Origin of the sequence: Chitinophaga sp. W3I9, assembly GCF_050434025.1 — a bacterium.
Taxonomy (GTDB): Bacteria; Bacteroidota; Bacteroidia; order Chitinophagales; family Chitinophagaceae; genus Chitinophaga.
The window spans coordinates 4,779,170-4,803,006 of record NZ_JBNPWC010000001.1 but is presented as its reverse complement, the minus strand read 5'-3'; the positions used below and the strand labels follow the sequence as shown (position 1 = coordinate 4,803,006).

The window sequence follows — 23,837 nt, the reverse complement described above, 5'->3', positions numbered from 1 at the left end:
TAATTTATGATGAAGAAGAGACGCTGCCGGTCAGCGTCTCTTCTTTTTTTAAGTGGGAGGCAGCGATGAAGGCTATAAAACATCCCAATGCGGTAAAAGTACGCCACGCGTTATAGATGTCCCACGTATGCAGTAAAGCTTTCCAGCCAACGGGCGGATGTTGCGGCGGCCATAATTTGATGATGCCGTTAATTGGTACGTTCCCGAATCTTGTTATCAGCAATGTAGTGAGTGCTAAAGCAGCAGAAAGAATAGCGAGGTTCCTTACCGGGGTTAAACGCCTGCATAAACGTGCATACCATAACGGCGTTATAATGGAAAGGGCCATCAACGACTGCATGGTAATGCCATTGTGTGTCATTAATTGTGTACGGTAAACGAGATGTACATTTACAGGTACTTCATAGAAAGCAGGAACCACATTCAGAAAACCATACATAAATGCACCGGAAAGCAATCCGGTTGCCAATAGCGCTATAACTTTAGCTGTGCTCATTTTCCGGTGTATTAATGGCGGTCAAATTTAACCGCGCTTATAAGGATAATAATAAAGAAGATTCCCAGTTGAATAAGATAAAAGCGATGAAGCGTGATTCTTACATCTGCAGTTTGCTGCATGAAACCACTGGTGTTGTCTGAAACGATTTGCCTGAATTTCGTCCCCTGTTTATTGCCTATGAGCATGCCGTTCAGCACCAGTAAAATAACGAGCGCCATTTTTATTTTGAACCATAACTGTTCCCACCATGCGCCTTTTACAAGTATCAGCATCGTAATGCCCGTTATCACCAACACAACGGCGCCTGTTCTGACCAACGCCCCATATCTGGCCATTAAAGGGAGCAGCCCCAGCGACCGGTTGTCGCCTTCGTCTGCAAATTTCCAGAAGGTATTGAAGGTGATATAATCCACTATCGTGGTGCCTGCCATGGTTACCAACCCGGTAATATGCAGGGCCAATAGTATGCGAAGAATGAGATATAGTTTCATTACTATTATTTGGTTGTTTTATTGTGTAAAATAATGCCATTTGGTTGTAAGATACAATTATTTGGTATTAAATATTTATTTTTGCTTCCAAAAGGAAGTAATTCTATGAATAAAACCGTTGAATTGGTAAGACTATGGGGAGAATATGAGCAACAGCATCCCGATGCTTCTATTGAAGATTTTTGTCGTAGTCAGTTAGCAACAGCTATTAAAAAGAAGAAAACGATTGTCCCCAAAGGGCAGCTGCAGCCGGATTTAAACGGCGCGCTGGTGAAGCTGATCAGCAGGATCGGAAAATTTCATATGGTGTATACCAATAAGGCACTGGAAGGAACCGGCCTTGATCAGATCGAGGAATTTGGCATGTTGGTCACTATTTTCAACCAGAAGAACCCTATCAAATCGGAAGTGATTTTCAGCAATATCCTGGATTTGTCCAGTGGCACCAATATCCTCGGCAGGCTAAAGGAACGTGGATTGATCAATGAGTATACAGATAAGGAAGACAAACGGGTAAAGCGACTTAAGCTCACCGCATCCGGTGATGAAACGCTGAAAAAGGCAAAGCAGCAGATATTGAAAGTAGTGGCTATGCTTACGCAGGATTTAACGGAAGATGATAAGCAGTTGTGTTTGCAGTTGCTTCGTCCTGTAGACGCGAGGTTTTCCGCAGTTATTCAAAAACAGAAGAATAAGAGTTTTAAGGAGATATTTGAGGAGAATAAGAGTGCTCTTGTCAATATCGTGCTGAAATAAGTCAAAGAAACCACCCTATCATTCCCCGATGCCCGCTATCTTCGTAACCAAACCACGATTATGAAAATTCATCACTTGCTGCTGTTGGCGTCACTATCCTTATTTTCCTGTAAAGACGCTCCCCGTCACAACAGCCGTTATGGAATGGTTACCGGTCTCCGGCCGGAGAAAATAGCCGAATACAAATCAATGCACGCCAAAGTATGGCCGGATGTGCTGAAGATGATTGAAGCATGTCATATCCACAACTATTCCATCTACCTGAAAAATATAGATGACCACTGGTTTTTGTTCAGCTATTTTGAATATACCGGTACAGATTTTAAAGGGGATATGGAGAAAATGAAACAGGACAGTACAACACAACAATGGTGGAAAGTAACGGCTCCCTGCCAGCTTCCTTTACCGGATGCAGCCGCTAAAGGAGAAACCTGGTCGGGTATGGAAGAAGTATTTCATGTGGAATAACGAAACCTAAAATTAATACATCCCGTAACGGTTTTTCATTAAATTTATGCTCTGTAATCAAACCGGTACGTTTGTCATTCGTTCAGTTATACAATGAAAAAGAGCTCCTTGCCAGCGTTTCCCTGGGGGATGAAAAGGCATTTCATGCCCTTTATTATCATTACAGTCCACGTATTTACGGCAATTTATTGAAACTGGTCAAATCGGCTGACCTTGCGCAGGAGCTGTTGCAACAGGTGTTTGTAAACATCTGGCTCCGGCACGATACCATTGATCCCGAAAAATCTTTCCGTTCCTACCTGTTTACCACCGCCAACAACCTGGTGATCGACTTCTACCGGAAAGTGAAGCGGGACAAGCTGCTCATGGATAAGTTGCTGGCAGCTGCGCAGGAGTATTACCTGCACACAGAAGAATGGCTGCACGAAAAGGAAACCATGCACCTCATACAGGCTGCTATAAACGATCTTCCTCCCCAGCGTAAAATCATATTTACGCTTTGTAAACTGGAAAACAGAACCTATAAAGAAGTAAGCGAGTTGCTGGGCATTTCCCCCGCCACGGTCAACAGCCAGATCGTAAAGGCTACCAGCACCATACAAAAGAAGTTGATGGCCAACCGCGATGTTGCCGGCATACTGCTGGCGTACCTGATCCTGCGCTGATAAATTTTTTTTTCCTTCCGGGTAAATGTAAATCTTCGCCCGTTCGTATTAGCTGATATGAACCAAGATCCTGATGAATCTTTTTTAAAAGAATTATTTGCCAGATTTCTGGAAAACCGCTGCAGTGAAGATGAAATCATCCTGTTGATGGACTATGCGGAGAAGGATGCATACAGGGAAATATTTTCGGAGATGATCAACCAGGTGGCCACCGATGACCACCCGGAGGAAGAAGCGCTGTATGCTATGCACAAGGACGTGATCGATGCGGTAAGTACCCGCATCACGCCACCGCTGCCAATGCACAAAGTAAAAGCACGGAGATGGCTGCCTTACCAGGTGGCTGCCGCAGTAGTTTTCCTGTTATTGGCAGGAGGCATGTGGCGCTGGTATTCCCGTTCTCCTGCCACAAGGCCGGTGGCGCACAACGCTGTTGCGCATACCCCCCGGAATGATGCCGCACCGGGAAAGAAAAAAGCCATCCTTATCCTGGCAAATGGTGCGTCTGTTACATTAGACAGCGTTTCCAGCGGCTTGCTTACCCACCAGGGGCAAACACAAATCATCCAGTCTGCCGGTGGAAGCCTGGTGTACAGTTCTGCGGCAGGGGCGTCTGCTGAACCACTGTATAATTCCATCATCACGCCGCGCGGCGGGCAATACCAGGTAACCTTGTCGGATGGTACCAAGGTATGGCTGAATGCCGCGTCTACCTTACGTTTCCCGGCAGCCTTCACAGGGGCGCAACGGCAGGTAACACTAACCGGGGAAGCCTACTTTGAGGTAGCGAAAAACGCAGACAAACCTTTTTTAGTCACCGTGAATAACCTGCAGGTAACGGTGCTTGGAACTCATTTCAATATCATGGCGTATGAAGATGAAGCAGTTATCAATACCACCCTGCTGGAAGGCGCTGTAAAGGTAAGCGGAGGCAATTCCACCGCATTGCTGCAGCCCGGGGAACAGGCGCAGCTGCGCCGCCAGGGGAATATCCGCGTGATGAAAAACGCCGACCTGAATGCAGTGATGGCCTGGAAAAACCGCCTCTTCTGGTTTGAACAGGATGATATCCATACCGTAATGCGGCAATTGTCAAGAGAATATAATATAGCTGTGGAGATCCGGGGTAATATCCAACGTCATTTTACCGGCTCCATCCCACGCGACGTGAATGTGTCAACCGTTTTGGAAGTACTCGAGAAAACAGGCGGAGTACACTTTACAATGAACAATGGAAAAATAATTGTCACACCTTAAAACACTAGTTATGAACAGCTGACTGTAACAACAGCCAAAAAAACCGGAAGCGGCCTAATGCTCCCGGTCTGTAAGGCAAAAGAAAACAATTCTTTCTGGTAACCGTAATCTTTTATCCCAAATCAAATGTATGTATTTGAATGCTCATTTCAAAGGCTGGGGAATCCTGTGCCTTCTCAATTCCTTAACTGCAAAGGTTATGCAACTCACAGCTATTGTATTGCTCGCTGCATGTCTGCAGGTATGTGCTACCGCCCGCGCTCAAAAGGTAACCATATCCGGCAGGAACATCTCTTTAAAGGAAATCTTTACTGAAATCCGGAGTCAGACCGGCTACAATTTTATTTATACCAGTGAAGACCTGCAACAGGTGGTGCCTGTAACGCTCGATGTAAAGAACGCGGCACTCCGAGATGTACTGGATATCTGCTTCGCACATCAGCCGCTCGATTATGCCATACAGGAGAAAATCATTATCGTAAAGCCAAAGGCGCCGGTATTGCCCGTTGCAGCCAATGTTACCGGAACAGTTACCGACGCCGTCACCGGGAAACCGCTACCGGGTGTTACCATCCAGGTAAAAGGGACTTCCACAGGCATTGCTACGGATGAAAAAGGCCACTACAGCCTGAGCGCACCGGACAATGCCGTGCTGGTATTTTCATACCTGGGTTATATAAAGAAAGAAGTACCGCTGGCCGGGCAAACAACGGTGAATATTGTGCTTTCACCTTCCAATACCGGCCTCAGTGAAGTAGTAGTGGTAGGCTATGGCACACAACGTAAAGAAGACCTGTCCGGTTCTGTATCTTCCATTAACTACGATCAGCAGCTGCAAAACCGCGCCATTACAGATGTGTCACAGGCATTGTCCGGACTTGCTGCCGGTATCTCTGTGTCGCAAACTTCAGGTCAGCCGGGCCGCGATGGCGCCGTGCTGCGCATCCGTGGCGTAGGTACGCTCAATAATTCAGATCCCCTGGTACTCATTGATGGTATCGTAGGTTCGCTGAATAACCTGAATCCCAACGATGTGGCCAGCATCTCCATCCTGAAGGATGCGGCCTCCGCTGCCATCTATGGCTCGCGCGCGGCAAACGGGGTTATCCTCGTTACCACAAAAAGAGGTAAAAAAGGTAAAACGGTGATCAACTACAACGGATCTGCGGGCGTACAAAAAGCCACGCATCTCTTTGAACCGGTTACCGATTACGTTACCTACATGCGGCTCATGAACCGCATCCAGAAAGCGGATAACCCGGATAATACGGACCTGTTCAAACCCGCTACTATCGACGCCTGGAAGAATGCCACCGATCCGGTATTGTTTCCCAATACCAACTGGATGGACGTGATCTTCGGCCAGGGCATTATCACCCGGCATAACCTGTCTGTGAGCGGCGGAAATGAGAAAACAGACTATTATCTCTCCATGGGATATCTCTATAACAAAGGGATCATGGAGTCCACAGACGCTACCAAGTATACCCTGCGCCTGAACCTGGACCACAAAATAAGTGATAAGATAAAAATTGGCGCCAACCTGAATTCTTACTGGAATAAGGTGAACGAACCCTTTGATGTGACCACCTTGTTATATTACAGCGCCAACTCCGTACCGGGTGTAACGCCCACCATGACGAAAGACGGTGTAACAAGATATGGCGGCAGGAACACAGATGATGAAAGTCCCAATGCCATTAACCCGCAGCAGTACATGGATACCTGGTTTTATCCGCAGGTGGGCCAATACTCTTTCGCCAAGTTATACGGCGAATGGGAAATTATGAAAGACCTGAAATGGCAGGTAAACGGCAGCGCGGAAATATATAACAAGGAAAGCAAGCAATACAAATATTCCGGCGCTGTGCAGAATCTATGGAACTTCCAGAAGGATGAAGTAACCGTAAGCAATGCCTCTGTTCCTTCTACATTGTATCAAAGAAATGATAACAGCCTGGCACTTACTTTTTATACAACGCTCAACTACGATAAAACATTTGCAGAAGATCATCACCTGTCCGTGTTGCTGGGCGCCAGCAGGGAAACCAGCCGGAATGCCTGGTTCTCGGGTAGTGTACAGGGCTTCCCTTCCAATGATACCTGGGAGCTGAGCGCGGGCCTGTCGCAACCCATTGTCGGAGGTACCTCGTCTTCTTATGCGTTGTCTTCTTACTTCGGACGCGTGAACTACAACTACAAAGAAAAATACCTGCTGGAAGCAAACCTGCGCTACGACGGATCTTCACGATTTGCCGCCGGCAACCGCTGGGGAATATTCCCGTCGTTTTCAGGCGCATGGCGGCTGAGCAGGGAAAACTTTTTCCGTAACGCAGACCTGTCTTTTGTAGATGATATCAAGATCAGGGGATCATGGGGAAAACTGGGTAACCAGAACATCGGGCTGTATCAGTACATGGGCTTGTATGCCGCCGGACAGAACTATATTTTCGGCAATAGCCTGTCGGCAGGTTTAGCGCCAAAGGCATTACCTAACCCGGATATCACCTGGGAAAGTACCGCTACTACAGACATTGGGGCCGACATCAGCCTGTTCAGGGAGCATTTTGATATTACGTTCGACTGGTACAACCGCCGCACCAGCAACATCCTGGTACAGTTGCCACTGTCGTCTTTATACGGCGCGCTTACCCCACCTTACCAGAACGTGGCAGTAGTGCAGAACAGGGGATGGGAAGCGGCACTCGGATATAAAAATACCGTAGGGTCTTTCCAATACGCCGTTAGCGGTAACTTCAGCCATAACTCCAATAAGGTGCTGTGTTTCCAGGGTAATCCCGATGTAATACAAAGTATCGGTAATAACTCTATCATTAAACAAGGACTGCCCATTGGTGCATTGTACGGCTACCAGGCGCAGGGCACTTTCAAAAATCAACATGATATTGATAACTGGGCCAAACAAAAACTATCGGGTAGCAATAAACCTGGCGATCTTAAATACGCGGACGTAAAACAGGATGGCGTTATCAATGGCAGTGACCGGACCTACCTGGGAAGCGTAATTCCTGAATACACGTATGGTCTCACCCTCCAGGCTGGATACAAAGGTGTTTCCTTTTCTGTTTTATTCCAGGGCATCGCCGGCGTGAAAAGGTATTACCAGAACCTGTGGTACACCAGTGCGGTACGTTACGGCCGGGAAATCAATTCCTATTTCCTTGACGCCTGGTCAACAGATAACCCCAACAGCGATATCCCGCGGCTGACAACAGACAGCAACAGCGACAATACGCAGGCATCTTCCTTCTGGGTACAAAACGGTTCTTTCCTGAGAGTAAAAAATATGCAGCTCTCCTATAATTTCCCGGCTGGCTGGCTGAAGAAATCATTTATTTCAGGGATACAGGTGTACGCGGATGCGCAGAACCCTTTTACCTGGACAAAATATAATGGACTGGACCCGGAAACAGGTAATTACACCGATTACCAGATTGAGAATCCAAATGTGCGCACGTTCTCTTTGGGAATAAATGCCTCATTCTAAACTAGTGTACCATGAAAAAATTAACGCTTGCGCTTTATATAATCCTGCTGGCAGGATGCACAAAAGATTTCCTGAATTCAAAGCCCTCGGATCAGCTTTCAGATACTAACTTCTGGCAGTCGGATGCAGACGCGCTTTCCGGCATCACCGCTATCTATGAGCAGATGCAGCACAACTACCAGATTTATGGCTACAACCCCATGACGGATGGAATGACACCCAACGCCTGGATCTGGAGCGACTACCTCGAAGGATATGGCGGTATCTCCAAAGGCAACCTGCTGCCTACACTCATTACACCGGTAAATGATAAGTGGGTGCAGCTGTACAATGGTATCTATAAATCGAACCTGGCACTGGAAAAAATACCCGGTATAAAAATGGATGAAGCCCTGAAGGGACGACTGCTGGCAGAGGCGCAGTTTTTACGCGCACTGTTTTATTACAACCTGGCCGACTATTACGGAGGCGTGCCTTTGATTGAACATACCCTTCAACTAGGTGCAGAGCTTCCCGGCAGAAATACCCGCGAAGAAGTGCTGACCTTTGTAGAAGCACAATGTGATGAAGCGGTGAAATTGCTGCCGGCCGTTTATGATAAAGCCAATACCGGCAGGGCCACACAGGGCGCTGCGCTGATGCTCAAAGCCAAAGCGCTGTTGCTGGCAAAACAATATCAACAGGTAGCTGCAGTAGCCAAACAGATCATCGACAAAGGTCAGTACCGCCTGTATGATAATTACGAAGCCATGTTTACCGATGTGGCGGCGGAAAACAATGCGGAAGTAATATTTGATGTGCAGTATGCCGCGCCGGGGTTAGGAGAAGGCAGTCCGCTCGATGGATTTATGGCACCACAGAGCTCTTTCGGAAAAGGCTGGGACCAGGCATATCCCACACAGGATCTTGTAAACAGTTATGAGATGAAGAACGGGAAGATGATCACTGATCCTGCTTCGGGATTTGAGCCTGCCAATCCGTTTAAAGACAGGGACCCGCGGTTGGATTATACTATTATCCGTCCCGGCTCCGTATGGAAAGGGATTGCCTATGATAATATCAAAGTGGGCGGTGCAAAATCAACCTTCATCGGCTACCTGCCAAGGAAGCATGTATTAACGGTAGATGGCTTCAACTGGGGCGATTCCCCGCTGAATTATATCGTGTTCCGGTATGCCGATTTGCTGCTGCTGTACGCAGAAGCAGAGAATGAAACAAACGGTCCGGATGCCGCTGTGTATGATGCCATCAACCAGGTGAGAGCAAGAAAAGGTGTAGACATGCCTGCCATCCCCGCCGGTAAAACAAAGGAACAAATGCGTGATATTATCCGCCACGAAAGAAGGATAGAACTGGCCTTTGAAGGTATTTACTATTCTGATATCCGCCGCTGGGGTATTGCCAAAGAGCTGATGGATGGCGCCGTAATTAAAACGATGACGGGGCAGCAACTGGATGTCCGCCATTTCGTGGATGCCCTTTATCTCTGGCCGGTTCCACAGGGAGAAATCGATCTGAATCCGAAACTGAAACAAAATCCCGGCTACTAATATTCCGCATCATGCACAGCTATTTAAACAGGATATATCTTTTACTGGCCGTGATATTGTTGTCTCAATACACGCATGGCGCTGCTGCCTATGACACCGTGTACGTAACCAGCTTCGGCGCACGGCCGGGCAGTCGCGCCGACGCCGTAACCGCAGTGCAGGCCGCGCTGGAAGCCTGCCGGCAAAAAGAAAACCCGCTGCTTTTTTTCCCGGCAGGCCGTTACGATTTCTGGCCGCAGCACGCGGTAAAGAAAGTATACTATGAATCCAATACATCGGATATCAACCCGAAATATAACGCTATCATGATAGCGGGATTTAAGAAGCTGGTGATAGAAGGCGCCGGATCGGAATTTGTGTATCATGGCCGCATTCAGCCGTTCACCATTGAACGGAGCAGCCATATTACGCTCCGTCATTTTTCCATCGACTGGGAGTTTCCCTTAACAGCGCAGGCGGTTGTAACAGATACTACCGCTGCGTATATCGATGTACGTATAGATACGGCGCAATATCCCTACACCATTGTAAACGGGCAGCTGCTGTTTGCCGCCGAAGGCTGGAGTGGTAAAATCACCGGCATCATGGAGTACGAAAAGGACACGCATCTTATTGCTTACAGAACCGGCGATGATCCCAGCGCCCTGGGGCCGGGCTGGCGGGGATATAAAGCTACCGCAATGGACAACGGCGCGGTGCGGTTGCATTATCCCTTCCGGCGGAAGCCTTCACCCGGAAACATCCTGGTATTACGGCATAACAGCCGCGATCATGCCATGATTTTTGTAACGCACAGCGATAACATCTTAATGGAAAAGGTGACCGGTTACCATTGTGCAGGGTTAGGGATACTATCGCAGTACACAGCGGATCTTACTTTTAAAAACATCTCCATTGTTCCAAATATAGCAAAGGGAAGATATTTCAGCGGTCATGATGATGGACTGCACTTTTCCAATTGCCGCGGTAATATCAGCGTAGACAGCTGTCGCTTTGGCGGGCTGATGGATGATCCCATTAACGTGCATGGCACCTATGTGCGCATTATCAGCAAGCTGGCCGGAAATAAGCTGCTATGCCGCTTTATGGAGCCGATGAGCGTAGGGCTGGAGTGGTCGGAAGCAGACGATAATATTGCATTCATAGATCATCATTCACTGGCTACCATCGGCAAAGGAAAGGTAACAGCGTTCAGGAAGAAAAGTACCACTGATTTTGAACTCACCCTGGCGGGCGAAGTACCTGCACATGTGAATGAAGGAGATGGCCTCGAAAATATGAGCTGGACGCCCGCGGTAACGGTAAGGAATACTTCTTTTGAAAGCTGCCGTGCAAGAGGGCTGCTGGTAACCACTCCTAAAAAGGTGATCATTGAAAACAACAGCTTTGCCTCCAGCGGTTCGGCCATCCTGATAGCCGGCGATGTAAATTCCTGGTACGAATCCGGCGCTATCACCGATTTGCTGATAAAAGGAAATAAATTTCTCGCGCCGTGTAACACCTCCGACTACCAGTTTACAGAAGCCGTGATCAGTATTTACCCGGAAATTCCGGTGATGAACGATAGCACACCGCTTTACCATAAAAATATACAGATAGAAGGAAATAGTTTTTATGCGTTTGACTATCCTATACTATTTGCACAATCGGTAAATGGGTTGCACTTCGTTAACAATGATCTCATCAGGAGCTACGATTATAAGCCTTATCATGCCCGCAAGGCGGCCTTTTTCCTATCAGGGTGCAGGAACGTCCGCATCAAGGATAATAAGGTAGCTGCTGATTTACTGGGAAAGAATGTGGAGTTTAAATTTATGAAGAAGAAAGAAATACAATGTCAGGAAGAACTGGTCTTTTAAACATTTTAGCACTGCTCATTTTTCCGTTGAGAACCCTGCCGCAGTCGCATGCCGGTCACTTATCACTGCCTGCAGTGATAAGTGACCATATGGTATTACAACAACGTTCAAAGGCCGTGCTATGGGGATGGGCGGGCAAGGGCAGCCAGGTGAACATCGCACCCGGCTGGACTTCCAGGAAATATACCGCTGTTGCAGACAGCACCGGGAAATGGAAACTGCATATTCCTACACCACGTGCCGGCGGACCGTACACCGTTGAATTTAACAGCGAAGCAACACATATCAGCGTGAAAGATGTATTGATCGGGGAAGTATGGGTATGCTCAGGGCAATCCAATATGGAGATGCCGTTGAAAGGATACAATAAACAACCGGTTTTAAACGCAGCGGCTATTATTGCTGATGCGGTCAATCATCCGGATATACATGTTTTCCCGGGTACCCAAAGTAGTATCACCGGTACCTTTATCCGATTGCAACGGCAGCTGGAAGGCCACAGATACCGCTACCGCGAAGGATTTCAGCGCAGTTGCGTATCAGTATGCAAAAATACTGCATGACAAGCTGCACGTACCCATAGGCATTATTGCCACTTATTGGGGAGGAACCGCCATACAATCCTGGATGAGTGAAAAAACACTGTCGGTTTTCCCGGAGGCATGGTTTACCAGCCGGCCGGATACGATCAAAGATCCGGAGAAAGATCCTGAGCGCGCACCATCTGTTCTTTTCAATTCAATGATCCTGCCGGTTTCAGATTATACCGTAAAAGGATTTATCTGGTACCAGGGAGAATCAAACAGAGAGCATCCGTTGCTTTACCGCAGACTGTTGCCGGCGATGGTGAAGGAATGGAGAGCGCTGTGGGGAGGGAGCCGTTTGCCGTTTTATTATGTGCAGATAGCACCCTACGGGTATGCTGATCCGCGTCATGAGCAACTGCCCGCCGTGTTGCGGGAATCACAATTGCTGGCGCTGAACGATATTCTCAACGCAGGTATGGCCGTGATACTTGATGCAGGTGAAGAAAGATACATCCATCCGCCGGATAAAACCGTAGTGAGTCAACGCCTTTCATACTGGGCGCTGGCAAAAACATATCATCAGAAAGGCATTGCCTGTGCTTCGCCGGTTTTTAGGAAGATGAAGATCAAAGGAAGCCAGGCTTATCTTTATTTCAATTTCGCCAAACACGGATTAACCGCTAACAATAAGCCGCTGGAACATTTTGAAATAGCGGGCAATGATCATATTTTTTATCCGGCTAAAGCGGTGATCGTTCACAGCAACCAGGTGAAAGTTCAGTGTGACGCAGTAGCAGCGCCGGTGGCTGTGAGATACGCATTTAAGAATTGGGTGAAGGGAGATCTTTATAACACAGAGGGGTTGCCTGCTTCTTCGTTCCGGACAGATGTGGGGCAATAACCCCAAACGGCTGACATAGCTTCGTGCACGGCATAGATATTGTTGATTAACAGTCAAATATCATAAGCCATGAATGTAAAACGACTCTTCGGAACCATCCTGACTATCCTGGGAATAGTGGGTATCATTTATGCCGGTTATGGTTTTATCCAGCAAAGTATGCAATGGCGACAGCTGCTGGTGGCTGCTGTTATAGGGATTGTCTTCTTCATATCGGGTATTGGCCTTGTGAGAAATACCAAGGATGAAGCGTAGATGAAGCGCACTTAAAGCATGGTTAAAGCGTACTTAAAGGGTGGTGGCAATTGCTGAATTTATCGCCATTGTGCTCTGTTATTTACAATATTTGTAATATCTTGTAACCCATCACCACAACAAACGTCATTGAATATGGGATTTTTTTCAGGCCTTATTGGCAATGCAGCCACCGTTAGCCAGGAGCAGTTAACGAAAGATTACGGCAAACTGCTGCTCGATTCAGAGCGGGTAGAACTGGGATTTAAACTGATCAGGGATACTTTTATATTTACCAACAAACGCCTCATCCTGATCGATAAGCAGGGACTTACCGGCAGCAAAACAGAATACCGCAGTATCTCTTACAGAAGCATTTCCAGGTTCAGCGTGGAAACAGCCGGTACTTTTGAACTGGATGCAGAACTGAAGATCTGGATCTCCGGTGAAGAGCTGCCCAGCATCAAAAAGCAATTCAGCAAATCGGTGGATGTGTACGAGGTGCAGAAGGTACTGGCGCATTACGTGCTGAACTAATTTTTTATTGAAGTGTTTAATACATCGAAGCCACCATTGGTGGCTTTTTTATTGTTTATATTTACCATTTCTAAAAGGACAGGTCATGGAAGTAGGAATAGATAGCTTTGCCGCTACGAATGGTTTAAATAACAAGTCGGCTGCAGAAAGTAATATGGATGAAATGGCAGATCTGCTGGAGAGGATAGTGATGGCCGATCATGCCGGGCTGGATGTATTTGGCATCGGCGAGCATCACCGGAAGGAATTCCTGGATTCCGCGCCCACTGTTATCCTGGCGGCTGCTGCAGCCCGTACAAAACATATCCGCCTGTCCAGCGCGGTAACTGTGCTCAGTGCCGCCGACCCGGTAAGGGTATTCCAGAATTTCGCCACACTGGATATTATTTCGCGTGGCCGCGCAGAAATGGTGGTAGGCCGTGGTTCCTTTATAGAAGCATACCCGCTTTTTGGTTATAGTCTCCAGGATTACGATGCGCTCTTCATCGAAAAACTGGATCTGCTTCTGAATATCCGCGATAATGAAGTAGTTACCTGGAAGGGCCGTTTCCGGCCAGCGCTGAATAATATTGCTATTTATCCGCGACCGGTACAGGACCCGTTGCCTATTTGGCTGGGTGTAGGCGGTACGCCCCAATCATTTGCCCGTGCCGGTACGTTGGGACTACCGCTCATGGTCGCTATTATAGGAGGGGAAACCCACCGTTTCCGCCCGTTGGTTGACCTCTACCGGGAAGCCGCGCAGAAAAGCCGGGCATTCGCCCGATAAATTAACGGTAGGCGTGCATTCGTTGGGATATGTTGCGGAAAACAGGCAACAGGCTGTCAGCGATTATTTCCCCGGCTACGCCGAAACTTTTACAAGGATCGGAAAGGAGCGGGGATGGCCGCCGGTTACACGTGCGCAGTTCGATGCCCAGGTAGGTCCCACCGGCGCGTTGCTGGTAGGCGGCCCGGAAGAAGTAGCGGAAAAGATCCTTCGCCACAGTGAAGCGCTGGGAGGTATCTCCAGGATTACATTTCAAATGGACAACGCAGGATTATCCCATGAAAAATTGCTGAAGTCCATTGAATTGATCGGCAAATACATCATCCCGCTGGTGAATATTGTTTAATGATTATGCACCCAGTTCGGTAGGCAAGCCATCCATACTCACCAGGTTCTTCTCGGCTTTATAGGCTTCCAGGCCTTGGGGACCTTTCTTTTCCGCCCATTTGGCGGCATGATCCCGCTCCCCGGTGTATTCATACAAGGGAACGCCAAAGCCACAGGAGGTTTGTACTTTATGGATATCCGCCACAATAATCTGGCGGGTGGCAGGCAACATCGTAAACAGGGCTGATAATTCCGGCCATTCCGCATCACCGGGCAACACCGTATAGCCTTTACCGTATAAGCGCAAAATATTGGGCGGCCCATCGAAGGCACAGAACATAAAGGTGATGCGGCCGTTTTCACGGAGATGTGCTGAGGTTTCATTCCCACTTCCAACAATATCGAGATAGGCGACCTTACTCGGGGAAAGCACCCGGAAGCTGTCCAGCCCCTTCGGTGAAAGGTTCACATGGCCCTGATCACTCAGCGGTGCGGAGGCTACGAAAAATAATTTCTGCGCAGCAATAAAGTCCTGGTGTACGGGCTTAATATCGTCAAAAAATTTTCCCATATAAGCGGCATTTAAGTGGACATTAAAGGTACGAACATTTAACTACAGCAGTTTTTTCGCTGCATCTTCCCAGTCCATGATCCGCTCATAACCTTCCACATGCACATTGTGATGCCCATGATACAGCAAGGGCCTGCCCTTGAAATTGCTGAAATTGCGGATCAGGTCATCTATCATGATGTCTGTTTGAACAATGGATTTATCGCCGCACAGGCAGTACTGCCGCCATTCCAGGAAAGGAAAATGTTCCTGCAACCAGTCGTATTTGTCTTTCAGGGAGGTAGGAAACTCCATTGCAGCAGAAACGATATACAATTTATATTTCTTATTCAGCTCTCTGATTACTTCCACTGCGTTCGGGAATATTTCCAGGTCACGGAAAAAGCCGGGTGTATTCAGGTATTCCTTAATCTTCGCTTTATGTTCTTCCGGCAAAATATCTGATAGTGTTTTGCCGTGCAGCTCCTCTGTGGTAAATGTTTTGCCGAAGTCCCTGTAGTACCATGCCCTGGCTTTTTTAATCGGGTCGGCAATGGTTTCGTCCATGTCTATGGCAAGCGATAATTGCATTGTTTCCTGTTTTTGTGGGGCTAATATAATAATAAAAAGGCAGTGAAAACGGAGGTATCCGGTAAGTCACTGTCATAAAAGAAAAAACGGCTGTAGTAATGGCATCAACATACCATCGCCGCAACCGTTTAATCAAAAAAATAAAATCCTAAAAAACAAAATCCCCCAAATCAACATAATCAACGTAATCCCGAGAAAGACAACCTCCGCGTCTAAAGCCGCTTCAGCATAATATCGCGGTATTCCACTGTCATAGGCGGGCCTACATGCACCTGCACACCCAGGAATCCTTTGGACTTCCCGTTTACGGTGTCGTTGTCGGTTACATCACTCATCAGTACACCGTTGATATAGTGCTGGAGATGGTTACCTTTTACAACGAGCCGGCATTTATTCCAGTCTTCGCTTTTAATCAATGTTTGCAGCGAGTCAGAGCTACCGAGCGAACCGGTCACCACGGCGGCGCTCCAGGCGTTGTTCTTCACGCCGTTCTGCAATGAGTCAGTTGCTTCGGGAATGGTGGTTTTCTGTCCGCGGTAGGCAAGGGTGGTACGTCCTCTTTCTTCATAATTCTGACCGGTGTAACGGTTGGCGCCATCAATATCTGCCTGGTAGCCTTTCAGCGCATGCGGTACATTCTCCACCATTACGCTGCGGTAGTTGATGCCGCTGTTGCCGCCGCTGGTGATTTTGAATTCACAGGTGAGTTCGAAATCAGCCGGCTGATCGCCCTGCCAGATGAGGAAGGTGTTGGTTTTAAGTAACGTTTCGGGTGTTACCTGACCAACAATATGACCGTTTTCTGCCCGCCAGTGAATAGAATCACCTACCCATCCGTTGAGGGTTTTGCCATCAAAAATCTGTACGAAGCCTTTATCGTTACCTGTGCTGTCGCCGGTATGGCTGTCGCCTGTTTTGCCCGCGCCATTCTGGCAACTGGCTGTCGTAAACAGCAGGCTGGCTGCGGCCAGCGGGATAAGCATTGCACTGGTTCTTTTCAGCATAATTAATATTTTATTGTGTTTTGTATTTTTTCGTTTATCCTGGGGAGATAGAAAGAATGATGCGTATAACCGTTACCGGTAGTTAGGCAGCATTGGTATCTTTCCAGGTACCGGAAGCGGCAGAATCGAGTACGGCCTCACACACTTTTTGCGTTTCCAGCGCTTCTTTAAAAGTAGGAGAACAGGGTGTGCCGGTTTCCAGGCTTTTCAGAAAATCAGCTACCTGGTGTACAAAGGAATGCTCATAACCGATACCCAGCCCGGGTACCCACCATTTATCCATATAAGGCTGATCGCCATCTGTTACATGGATGGAGCGCCATCCGCGCACCGTAGAGGCGTCCGCGTTATCAAAGTATTCCAGCCGGTTCAGGTCGTGCAGGTCCCAGCGGATGGAGGCATTTTCGCCGTTGATTTCAAACGTATACAGCGCTTTATGTCCGCGTGCATAACGGGTTGATTCAAAGAGGCCGAGCGATCCGTTGCTGAAGCGGCACAGGAAGGAGCAGGCATCGTCGATGTTTACTTTTTCCACTTTACCGGTGAGCTGATGCATACGTTCTTTTACAAACGTTTCTGTCATTGCAGTTACGTTGGTAATACTGCCATTCAGCCACAATGCGGTATCAATGCAATGGGAGAGGAGATCGCCCACAACACCGGAACCGGCTACGTCTGCATCCATGCGCCAGAGGCCTTCGCCGCCCTGCGGCAGGTTGGCGTTAATGGTCCAGTCCTGCAGGAAGTTGGCGCGGTAGTGGAAAATACGACCCAGCTTGCCGGAGTCAATGATCTGCTTGGCGAGGGTAACAGCCGGCAACCGGCGGTAGTTGTACCACACGGTATTGGGCACGCCTGCTTTTTCAATTGCATCTACCATGCCGGCCGATTCTTCCAGTGTACGTGCCAGTGGTTTTTCGCAGAGGATCATTTTGCCGGCAGCTGCTGCGGCGATGGCTATTTCAGCGTGTTTGTCGTTCGGCGTACAAATGTCCACAGCATCTATATCATCGCGTGCAATCAGGGCTTTCCAGTCCGTTTCCACGGATTCATATCCCCATTGGGCGGCGAACGCTTTGGCCTTGCTTTCCGTGCGGGAACATACTGCTTTTAGTACAGGCTGATATGCCAGGTCCGGGAAGAAGTTTTTCACGCGCAGGTAGCCATTGGAGTGGGTTCTGCCCATAAAGCCACATCCTATTAATCCTATCCTCAGTTCTTTCTTTGTTGTCATAGTTGTCACGGGTTATAATTAAAAAACTATTCCTGCCAGCCGTGCTGTTGCCTTACAGCGATCATGGCGGCGAGGATATCGTTCCAGGTTTTCGCCTGGGTCATCACGGCGTTAGGGAACATACAACCATCCCAGCAGATATGTTTCACTGCCTTCGTGAGTTCTCCTTTGTCGTCGCGAAGCCAGAAGCCTGCATCTTCTGCAATGTTCAATTTCCCGTTGGGATCAGTGGCCAGGCAGTGGCGGCCGGTTTTATCGTGGGAGCCGGTGCCATGCACGGTACCATCATTCTGTGCTACGTGGAAATCGATCGTCCACGGACGAAGCGCCTGTGTAAGCTTCCGGAGCCCGGCTTTGATCGCCTCGCGGTCGCTCCATTCAAAGTTGGCCGGCAGTATCCTGTCTTCCGGACTGTTATACCCCAGCAGATATAAAAACGTGTGCGACATATCTGCCTGGAAACCGATGTTGGGCCGGTCTACTGCTTCAAGGGTATCCAGCATTGCTTTCCAGCTGTGCATACCACCCCAGCAGATCTCACCTTCTGCGGCTAGTCTCTCACCATAATCGGCAGCAACATCACATGCTTCCCGGAAGGTTTGCGCAATCAGCTTTGTGTTGCCTGCGGGATCTTTGGCCCAGTCTTCCGGGCTGCAGGCAGAGTCGATGCGTACCACACCGCCCGGCCGGATGCCGAGGTCACGGAGGCGTTTGCCCACATGGCATGACTTCCGCACCTGCTCTACAAATTTAGCCCTGTCTTCTTTGCTGCCCATCGCGGAACCGCCGCTGGGAGGCCAGATTGGCGCCACCAGGCTGCCGATCTCCAGGTTATAGGAGGAAACTTTTTCTACCAGTCTTTTCAGGTCATCGTCGGAGCTGTCTGCGGATACATGCGGGTCAAACAACCCAATGTCGATACCGTCAAACTTAACGCCATTGACTTCCGCATTGGCTGTCATTTCCAGCAATGTATCAAACGAAATGATGGGCTCCGCGCCATCTCCTTTTCCTACAATGCCCGGCCAGGTGGCGTTGTGCAGCTTTGGATAATTATTATCTTTCATAACGTCGTTTTTAAAAGATTATAACACGAGGTCGGGGTTACCCGGACCAAAATGTTTCAGCATCACAATCGGATCAGTAGCGGAGTGGTTGACGATTTTCACTCCTGCAACAGCCGCTGCTTCGCTGATAAAAAACTCATCGTTGGTTAACTGCCCATAGCGGATCAGCGCCGGCGTATCAATATCCCATACGCCCATTTTGCCGTGCCCCTGCATGAGGATGATGCCATAGGCGGCGCTGTCTTTAATAACTACCGTGGCGCCTGGAGCTACGGTCAGCTCTTTGGCGCTGAAAGCATCCGATTTGTAACACACCCAGTTCTCCGTATATCCTTCCCCGTTAGCAGCTGTTACAGGCGGCATGAAGCGGTTCTGGAACTGGTTGGGATCCACGTTCAGTTCCCAGTCAATCACGTCCATCAATGCATCGTAATCGCCGATGCTTTCTTTGGGCGTACCGTTCCAGAGCAATACTTCAGGAACAATGGCTTCGTTTACGAGCGACTGGTACATCGCAAATACATCGGAAGCTTTTTGTGGTTCGTAAGTACACAAGCTACCTGGCGCATGCAGCAGTCCCGGCGGAACATCCCATCCGGTGCCCGGTTCCAGGCGGTAAGCCTGTGAGTAGTTCGTGATCTTATTATCTCCCTTGGTAAAATTCAACAGGCATTCCTTGATCTGTTCGCGGGTGGTGCCGGGAGCAATACCCATGAAAGTATAAGGGAAATCACCGCCATGATTATTCAGCTGCGGCGGAAAGTAATAAGCTTCGGGCTTGCCGGCCTGTCCGATCAGTGCTGCCTTTTCATCGTTGTGGTGAATATGGTGGGGGAGCGGTCCCATGTTATCGAAGAACTTGGAATACATCGGCCACGCGCCATAAGTATCCCATAAACGTTTCCCGATCAGTTTATCTTTTAACGCACTAATGGCATCTTTCAGTAAAAATTGCTGCGTACCCCTGCCATCGTTTACTACCACCATGCTTAAACCTTCATTTTCGCCTGTTAAAGGGCCGTTCTTTGCCGGAGTGGTAGACGACAACCAACGTTCATCGATGCCGCCACGTTCGCCTCCCAGGACGTAATAATCGTCCGGGTGTAATTTGATCCGCCGTCCTGGCACACAAAATGATCTGGGTACCCAGTTTGGTGCCAGCCGGAGAATCCCTTGTCCCTGTTCGAGTGCTTTTTCTGCTAAGCTTGTTTTTTCCATGAGCTTTAAAATGATTATAAAAGATCAGTGAGAAATGATTTGATGTCTTCGTTGGTATGCAACAGGTCTATCTGCAATTCATATTCACGGCGTTCGCCCGGTTCCATGAATAGCAGCGTACCTTCCCTGCGGGCCTTTGCCTGCCCGGTAGGCGGATGGGTGCCGGGTTCCAGCCCCATCACATATTCGCCCTTACCCCAGTGCTGCCAGTTGGTAAGCACCGGTAACTGCGCTTTTTTAAACCGCAGTGAAAAAGCCAGTTGCAGTGCCGCGTTGTGCACACCACAGGTGCACCATCCGCCGGCATCCGCCACGGGATCAATGATCGCGGCTTCTTCACCGCTGCCGGCATGACTGTCCAGCGGCGCGAGGCATTTTTTATAGTTGTGATCCGCATTAAAAATGTGATCCGGATTACCTTCCCGGGAAACCCAGTTTCCCTTCCAGCAAATGTCCGCACCTTCATCTACCAGCGGCCAGCCGAAATTGAAATGATACAATAACATATGCGGCGCAGTGATATTGCCCCTGTTCACTACTTCATCATGTACCCGGATCTCTGCTTTACCGAGTGTGCCGGAAATAGTGCGTTTCAGCATCAGCTTTGCCCCGAGTACGCTGGTTTGCAGCATGGTCCCGGTAATGCTCATCTCCATCTGTCCGGCCACAGGGTCGGGTTGTATGATGGAAACAATTTCAGCAGGCGTATTGCTGACAGGTCCGTGCAAACCGCGTTCTCCATATTCATCGGTTTCCGGCCCACCAACATGCATCAGTCCGCAGGTGGTAATCAATCCACCGCCAAAGGTTTGGAGCCAGTCCAAACCTTTGTTCGCCCCGCGGGTAGGTGCAGTAATGCCGCCATGGCTTAACCAGGCCAGGCTATGCTGATGATAAAACGCATCTGCAATATCCATGGCCCGGTCGATGACCACCTTATAACGCAGCCCGGTACCGGTATTGATCCAGGCGATGCGGGTGCCCCTTCCGGGGCCGTTGTCCAGCACCGCCGTTTCTATACCTCCCAGTTGAAAATGATTCGAGAGTTTATGTTGCCACGACTGATTATTCAATGCCATCCGCGCGTTATTTATCTTCCAAAAAAATATTATTTACGACCCAGCTGCTTTGGAGCCAGGAAAACAGAATCCTGTTTGTTGCCGCCGGATTTCAGATAAGCCATTAAATCCCTCAGTTCTTCTTCATTCAAACGGTTAATTAACCCTGGCAGCATCACTGAAACTTTGGATGCTTTTGTTCCGGTTACATCTTTCTTCAGCAGTTCGCGCTGATCCTGTGTGGCAAATGGATTCTGTGAAATCACATACTTATCCTTGTCCTGGCTTACCAGCCGTCCTACTACGGAGCTGCCGTTCTTTAAAGAAAATACGGTGGCTTCGTACTGGTCGGAGATGGTTTTGCTGGGTTCAATAATTGCTTCGAGAATATCTTTATTGGAAAAACGTGTACCCAGCTGCGTTAGATCCGGTCCGGCTACGCCGCCTTCACCACGCATGCCATGGCAGGAGCTGCATAACGCCGTGGCAAACATTGCCCGTCCCTGTTCAAAATCACGTTTGGTGGTAGCGCTGTCCACTATTTTAAGTGCTTCTTCTACCGTCCATCTCCTGCCCGGGCCTTTTGGTTGCGCAAAGCCTGCCGCCAGGTTGCCGCCACTGTTTAACAGGGAGTCGCCGGAAATCTGGTTGAAGTGTGCGAACTCTTTTTTCGGCACATTGGCTAACGCGTTTTTCCTGGCGTTGTTGATGAAGCCAATAAAACTATGCCCGCCTTTAAAAGTGAAGGCGTTATAAAACCAATGGAAATATTGTTCCTGTAATTCAGGTGTCCAGCCGCTTTTAGCCTGGCTTAATACCGTTGCATACCAGGTTTGCTGTAAGGGTGGCATTTTAGATAACATACCGGCAATGTCCAGTCCGTACTGCGGATTACGCATGATCAGGTCGGCTGATTTCATGGCAGTTTTAGCGGCAGCGGTATCATCTTTGGCACTGGCCAGTAACGCCATTGTTTTTTCCACAGCATTGGGGGCATTGATATATACCAGTACTTTACTCAGCGACCTGTTCAGATCGTTGGTAGTGGCAGGATACTGCGGATCAAGGTAGGCGGCTATTTGCGCGGATTGTTCTGTATCCGGTTTACCCATACGCACAAATACGAGTTCAAAAGCACGCAGCAGGTCAATCTGCTGGGAAGGCGACAACTGCGCATAGTTGATGGTCATCAGTTGCGGCAACAGGAGCTTCTTTACATCCTCCTTGCCCTGGCGCGCGAGCGCTATCGCTCCCTGGATCAGTGTTTCAGGATCTTTTTCCTGTAACAATTTATTCTGCCACTGACTTACCGGTTGATTTTCGATGGCTATCCTTGCAGCGAACCGGATAAAGCGGTCACTGTTTTTCAGGTAAGGCCATGCAAACTCAACTGCCCCTTCTTTTGCACCACCGTGGTAGGCTTCCAGCTGTTTGCGGATCTTAGCGCCCTCTGTAGGCGCTGCTGCAGCCAAAGGTGCGTTATCTTCCTTATTGTCTTTGTAGTATACGCGGTAGAGATCAGACTCCAGTCTGCGGCCACCGGTCAGGAAATACAATGCACCGTCAGGGCCGATCATACCATCTGTTAATGGCAGTGGAGAACCCGACAGGAATTCTTCTGCGCCTGCCCTGTAAGAAGCGCCATCCGGTTGTAAGCTGATGGCATAGATGATACCAAAGCTCCAGTCGAATGCAAATAATGATTTGCGGTATTTCTCCGGGAACCGCGCATTGCCGCCATAGATCAGGTTGGTAGGGGAGCCCTGGCCAATGTTGAGCAGCGGTGGTAAGTTATCGGGATAGGCGGGAGACCATTTCTCCGTACCCGGACGCCATCCGTATTCGCTGCCGCTGGTTACCTGGCATATACGGGTAGGACGGTACCAGGGGGTACCAAAATCCCATTCCATATCTGAGTCATAGGTGAACATATCACCGGCATCATTAAAAGTAAGATCAAAGGGATTACGGTAGCCGGAGCTGATGAGTTCCCAGTTGCTACCGGTAGAATCGATGTGCGCTATCCATCCGCCATGTGTATTTACCGTATTATCGTGACCGTTAGGATCCTTGATAAATGGTAACACGTTGTCGATGTTCCAGGATGGCGGCACTTTATAGTTATTCATCTCCGGAATTTTGGTAAAATTACCGGCAATCACATAGATGGATTTTTTATCCGGAGATAATACAATGCTGTGCGGGCCGTGTTCTCCTTCGCCTTCCAGTGCTTTCAGCAGGGTGATCTTATCAAACTGGTCGTCGCCGTTGGTATCCTGTAAACGATACAATCCGCTGCCTTTGTCGAAACGGTCGTCACTGTTGTGATTCACCATTACATACAAGCTGTTGAAGGCATACAGCAGCCCCTGTGCATAACCCATAGATACTTTTTGTGTGGAAGTATCATTGCCAATCCTTAGCTGTTCTATTTTCAGCTTGGCAGAATCTTCCCCTACGGCAGGGAGCTGCAACCGGTAAAGAAAACCATACTGATCGGACACGATCATGCGCCCTTTGTCATCAAAGGCCATTGACACCCAGGAGCCCTGGTTGTTGTCGCCCGGACTGTACAACCGCTCTGCCTTAAAATTATCAGGTAATTTCAGGGCATCGATTTTCGGATTGCCGGTTAGCTTGGTCTCTGACGTTGAGTCGTTTCCGTTATTGCAGGCCACACCGGTCATCAGAACGGTGGAAACCAACAACAGCAGCGGGAAAGCTCTTTTACGTAACGTGGTCATAATATAATCTTGAATAGGTTCCT

Annotated in this window: 23 protein-coding genes; 13 read left to right on the top strand and 10 right to left on the bottom strand. The window is 48.8% G+C overall.

Annotated features, from left to right (window positions below):
* Positions 1–4: 4 nt before the first annotated feature.
* Both QFZ51_RS19690 and QFZ51_RS19685 read right to left on the bottom strand, forming a co-directional pair.
* Positions 5–496, bottom strand: coding sequence for an anthrone oxygenase family protein (locus QFZ51_RS19690; protein WP_429048198.1), 492 nt, complete (start codon positions 494–496; stop codon positions 5–7).
* 11 nt (positions 497–507) lie between these two features.
* Positions 508–990 (bottom strand): hypothetical protein, encoded by a 483-nt coding sequence (locus QFZ51_RS19685; protein ID WP_429048197.1) that lies wholly within the window; start codon positions 988–990, stop codon positions 508–510.
* Between the two features lie 105 nt (positions 991–1,095).
* Here QFZ51_RS19685 and QFZ51_RS19680 point away from each other — a divergent pair, with 105 nt between their 5' ends.
* The 13 genes from QFZ51_RS19680 to QFZ51_RS19620 all read left to right on the top strand — a co-directional run bounded on the left by QFZ51_RS19680 (position 1,096) and on the right by QFZ51_RS19620 (position 14,367).
* On the top strand, positions 1,096–1,746 hold the full coding sequence (locus QFZ51_RS19680) for a MarR family winged helix-turn-helix transcriptional regulator (protein WP_429048196.1): 651 nt from the start codon (positions 1,096–1,098) through the stop codon (positions 1,744–1,746).
* 60 nt (positions 1,747–1,806) lie between these two features.
* Positions 1,807–2,214, top strand: coding sequence for an L-rhamnose mutarotase (locus QFZ51_RS19675; RefSeq protein WP_429048194.1), 408 nt, complete (start codon positions 1,807–1,809; stop codon positions 2,212–2,214).
* 71 nt (positions 2,215–2,285) lie between these two features.
* Positions 2,286–2,879: an RNA polymerase sigma factor gene (locus QFZ51_RS19670; RefSeq protein ID WP_370910852.1), complete on the top strand. Its 594-nt coding sequence runs from the start codon at positions 2,286–2,288 to the stop codon at positions 2,877–2,879.
* Positions 2,880–2,936: 57 nt separating this feature from the next.
* Positions 2,937–4,136 (top strand): FecR family protein, encoded by a 1,200-nt coding sequence (locus tag QFZ51_RS19665; RefSeq protein ID WP_429048193.1) that lies wholly within the window; start codon positions 2,937–2,939, stop codon positions 4,134–4,136.
* A gap of 199 nt (positions 4,137–4,335) precedes the next feature.
* Positions 4,336–7,644, top strand: a complete 3,309-nt coding sequence (locus QFZ51_RS19660; protein WP_429048192.1) for a TonB-dependent receptor — start codon at positions 4,336–4,338, stop codon at positions 7,642–7,644.
* 11 nt (positions 7,645–7,655) lie between these two features.
* Positions 7,656–9,194 carry a RagB/SusD family nutrient uptake outer membrane protein gene (locus tag QFZ51_RS19655; protein WP_429048190.1) on the top strand — a complete coding sequence of 513 codons (1,539 nt, stop codon included), beginning with the start codon at positions 7,656–7,658 and terminating at the stop codon, positions 9,192–9,194.
* A gap of 11 nt (positions 9,195–9,205) precedes the next feature.
* On the top strand, positions 9,206–11,053 hold the full coding sequence (locus QFZ51_RS19650; protein WP_429048189.1) for an alpha-1,3-galactosidase-related protein: 1,848 nt from the start codon (positions 9,206–9,208) through the stop codon (positions 11,051–11,053).
* A complete protein-coding gene (locus QFZ51_RS19645; RefSeq protein WP_429048188.1) occupies positions 11,029–11,616 on the top strand; it encodes a hypothetical protein in 588 nt (195 codons plus the stop codon). The genes QFZ51_RS19650 and QFZ51_RS19645 overlap by 25 nt, the downstream gene beginning before the upstream one ends.
* On the top strand, positions 11,606–12,481 hold the full coding sequence (locus QFZ51_RS19640; RefSeq protein ID WP_429051592.1) for a sialate O-acetylesterase: 876 nt from the start codon (positions 11,606–11,608) through the stop codon (positions 12,479–12,481). Before QFZ51_RS19645 ends, QFZ51_RS19640 begins: the two co-directional genes overlap by 11 nt.
* A 69-nt stretch (positions 12,482–12,550) precedes the next feature.
* The gene (locus tag QFZ51_RS19635) at positions 12,551–12,736 is read left to right on the top strand and encodes a hypothetical protein (protein ID WP_370910858.1); all 186 of its coding nucleotides are present in this window, start codon (positions 12,551–12,553) and stop codon (positions 12,734–12,736) included.
* 135 nt (positions 12,737–12,871) lie between these two features.
* Entirely contained in the window at positions 12,872–13,252 is a 381-nt protein-coding gene (locus QFZ51_RS19630) for a PH domain-containing protein (protein ID WP_370910859.1), read from the top strand.
* A gap of 85 nt (positions 13,253–13,337) precedes the next feature.
* The gene (locus QFZ51_RS19625; RefSeq protein WP_429048187.1) at positions 13,338–14,021 is read left to right on the top strand and encodes an LLM class flavin-dependent oxidoreductase; all 684 of its coding nucleotides are present in this window, start codon (positions 13,338–13,340) and stop codon (positions 14,019–14,021) included.
* 13 nt (positions 14,022–14,034) lie between these two features.
* Complete coding sequence (locus tag QFZ51_RS19620) at positions 14,035–14,367, top strand: hypothetical protein (protein WP_429048185.1); 333 nt, start codon at positions 14,035–14,037, stop codon at positions 14,365–14,367.
* Positions 14,368–14,370: 3 nt separating this feature from the next.
* Here the strand turns inward: QFZ51_RS19620 and QFZ51_RS19615 are convergent, their stop codons facing one another.
* The 8 genes from QFZ51_RS19615 to QFZ51_RS19580 form a co-directional block, all read right to left on the bottom strand.
* A complete protein-coding gene (locus QFZ51_RS19615; protein WP_429048183.1) occupies positions 14,371–14,919 on the bottom strand; it encodes a pyridoxamine 5'-phosphate oxidase family protein in 549 nt (182 codons plus the stop codon).
* Between the two features lie 42 nt (positions 14,920–14,961).
* Entirely contained in the window at positions 14,962–15,489 is a 528-nt protein-coding gene (locus QFZ51_RS19610) for a 5' nucleotidase, NT5C type (protein ID WP_429048181.1), read from the bottom strand.
* A gap of 212 nt (positions 15,490–15,701) precedes the next feature.
* Complete coding sequence (locus QFZ51_RS19605; RefSeq protein WP_429048179.1) at positions 15,702–16,493, bottom strand: 3-keto-disaccharide hydrolase; 792 nt, start codon at positions 16,491–16,493, stop codon at positions 15,702–15,704.
* 82 nt (positions 16,494–16,575) lie between these two features.
* A complete protein-coding gene (locus tag QFZ51_RS19600; protein ID WP_429048177.1) occupies positions 16,576–17,727 on the bottom strand; it encodes a Gfo/Idh/MocA family protein in 1,152 nt (383 codons plus the stop codon).
* Between the two features lie 26 nt (positions 17,728–17,753).
* Positions 17,754–18,794, bottom strand: coding sequence for a sugar phosphate isomerase/epimerase family protein (locus QFZ51_RS19595; RefSeq protein ID WP_429048175.1), 1,041 nt, complete (start codon positions 18,792–18,794; stop codon positions 17,754–17,756).
* Between the two features lie 18 nt (positions 18,795–18,812).
* Complete coding sequence (locus tag QFZ51_RS19590; protein ID WP_429048174.1) at positions 18,813–20,012, bottom strand: class I mannose-6-phosphate isomerase; 1,200 nt, start codon at positions 20,010–20,012, stop codon at positions 18,813–18,815.
* A 14-nt stretch (positions 20,013–20,026) separates the two neighbouring features.
* Positions 20,027–21,091, bottom strand: a complete 1,065-nt coding sequence (locus QFZ51_RS19585) for an aldose 1-epimerase family protein (RefSeq protein WP_429048172.1) — start codon at positions 21,089–21,091, stop codon at positions 20,027–20,029.
* Between the two features lie 29 nt (positions 21,092–21,120).
* Positions 21,121–23,814: a c-type cytochrome gene (locus QFZ51_RS19580; RefSeq protein ID WP_429048170.1), complete on the bottom strand. Its 2,694-nt coding sequence runs from the start codon at positions 23,812–23,814 to the stop codon at positions 21,121–21,123.
* Between the last annotated feature and the right edge of the window lie 23 nt (positions 23,815–23,837).

Bases quoted from the DNA above. Each gene is read 5' to 3' on its own strand.
- QFZ51_RS19600 (WP_429048177.1), bottom strand. From the start codon at position 17,727: ATGACAACAAAGAAAGAACTGAGGATAGGATTAATAGGATGTGGCTTT.
- QFZ51_RS19615 (WP_429048183.1), bottom strand. From the start codon at position 14,919: ATGGGAAAATTTTTTGACGATATTAAGCCCGTACACCAGGACTTTATT.
- QFZ51_RS19690 (WP_429048198.1), bottom strand. From the start codon at position 496: ATGAGCACAGCTAAAGTTATAGCGCTATTGGCAACCGGATTGCTTTCC.
- QFZ51_RS19675 (WP_429048194.1), top strand. From the start codon at position 1,807: ATGAAAATTCATCACTTGCTGCTGTTGGCGTCACTATCCTTATTTTCC.
- QFZ51_RS19660 (WP_429048192.1), top strand. From the start codon at position 4,336: ATGCAACTCACAGCTATTGTATTGCTCGCTGCATGTCTGCAGGTATGT.
- QFZ51_RS19630 (WP_370910859.1), top strand. From the start codon at position 12,872: ATGGGATTTTTTTCAGGCCTTATTGGCAATGCAGCCACCGTTAGCCAG.
- QFZ51_RS19655 (WP_429048190.1), top strand. From the start codon at position 7,656: ATGAAAAAATTAACGCTTGCGCTTTATATAATCCTGCTGGCAGGATGC.
- QFZ51_RS19685 (WP_429048197.1), bottom strand. From the start codon at position 990: ATGAAACTATATCTCATTCTTCGCATACTATTGGCCCTGCATATTACC.
- QFZ51_RS19610 (WP_429048181.1), bottom strand. From the start codon at position 15,489: ATGCAATTATCGCTTGCCATAGACATGGACGAAACCATTGCCGACCCG.
- QFZ51_RS19585 (WP_429048172.1), bottom strand. From the start codon at position 21,091: ATGGCATTGAATAATCAGTCGTGGCAACATAAACTCTCGAATCATTTT.
- QFZ51_RS19580 (WP_429048170.1), bottom strand. From the start codon at position 23,814: ATGACCACGTTACGTAAAAGAGCTTTCCCGCTGCTGTTGTTGGTTTCC.
- QFZ51_RS19650 (WP_429048189.1), top strand. From the start codon at position 9,206: ATGCACAGCTATTTAAACAGGATATATCTTTTACTGGCCGTGATATTG.
- QFZ51_RS19595 (WP_429048175.1), bottom strand. From the start codon at position 18,794: ATGAAAGATAATAATTATCCAAAGCTGCACAACGCCACCTGGCCGGGC.
- QFZ51_RS19635 (WP_370910858.1), top strand. From the start codon at position 12,551: ATGAATGTAAAACGACTCTTCGGAACCATCCTGACTATCCTGGGAATA.
- QFZ51_RS19680 (WP_429048196.1), top strand. From the start codon at position 1,096: ATGAATAAAACCGTTGAATTGGTAAGACTATGGGGAGAATATGAGCAA.
- QFZ51_RS19645 (WP_429048188.1), top strand. From the start codon at position 11,029: ATGTCAGGAAGAACTGGTCTTTTAAACATTTTAGCACTGCTCATTTTT.
- QFZ51_RS19605 (WP_429048179.1), bottom strand. From the start codon at position 16,493: ATGCTGAAAAGAACCAGTGCAATGCTTATCCCGCTGGCCGCAGCCAGC.
- QFZ51_RS19590 (WP_429048174.1), bottom strand. From the start codon at position 20,012: ATGGAAAAAACAAGCTTAGCAGAAAAAGCACTCGAACAGGGACAAGGG.
- QFZ51_RS19665 (WP_429048193.1), top strand. From the start codon at position 2,937: ATGAACCAAGATCCTGATGAATCTTTTTTAAAAGAATTATTTGCCAGA.
- QFZ51_RS19625 (WP_429048187.1), top strand. From the start codon at position 13,338: ATGGAAGTAGGAATAGATAGCTTTGCCGCTACGAATGGTTTAAATAAC.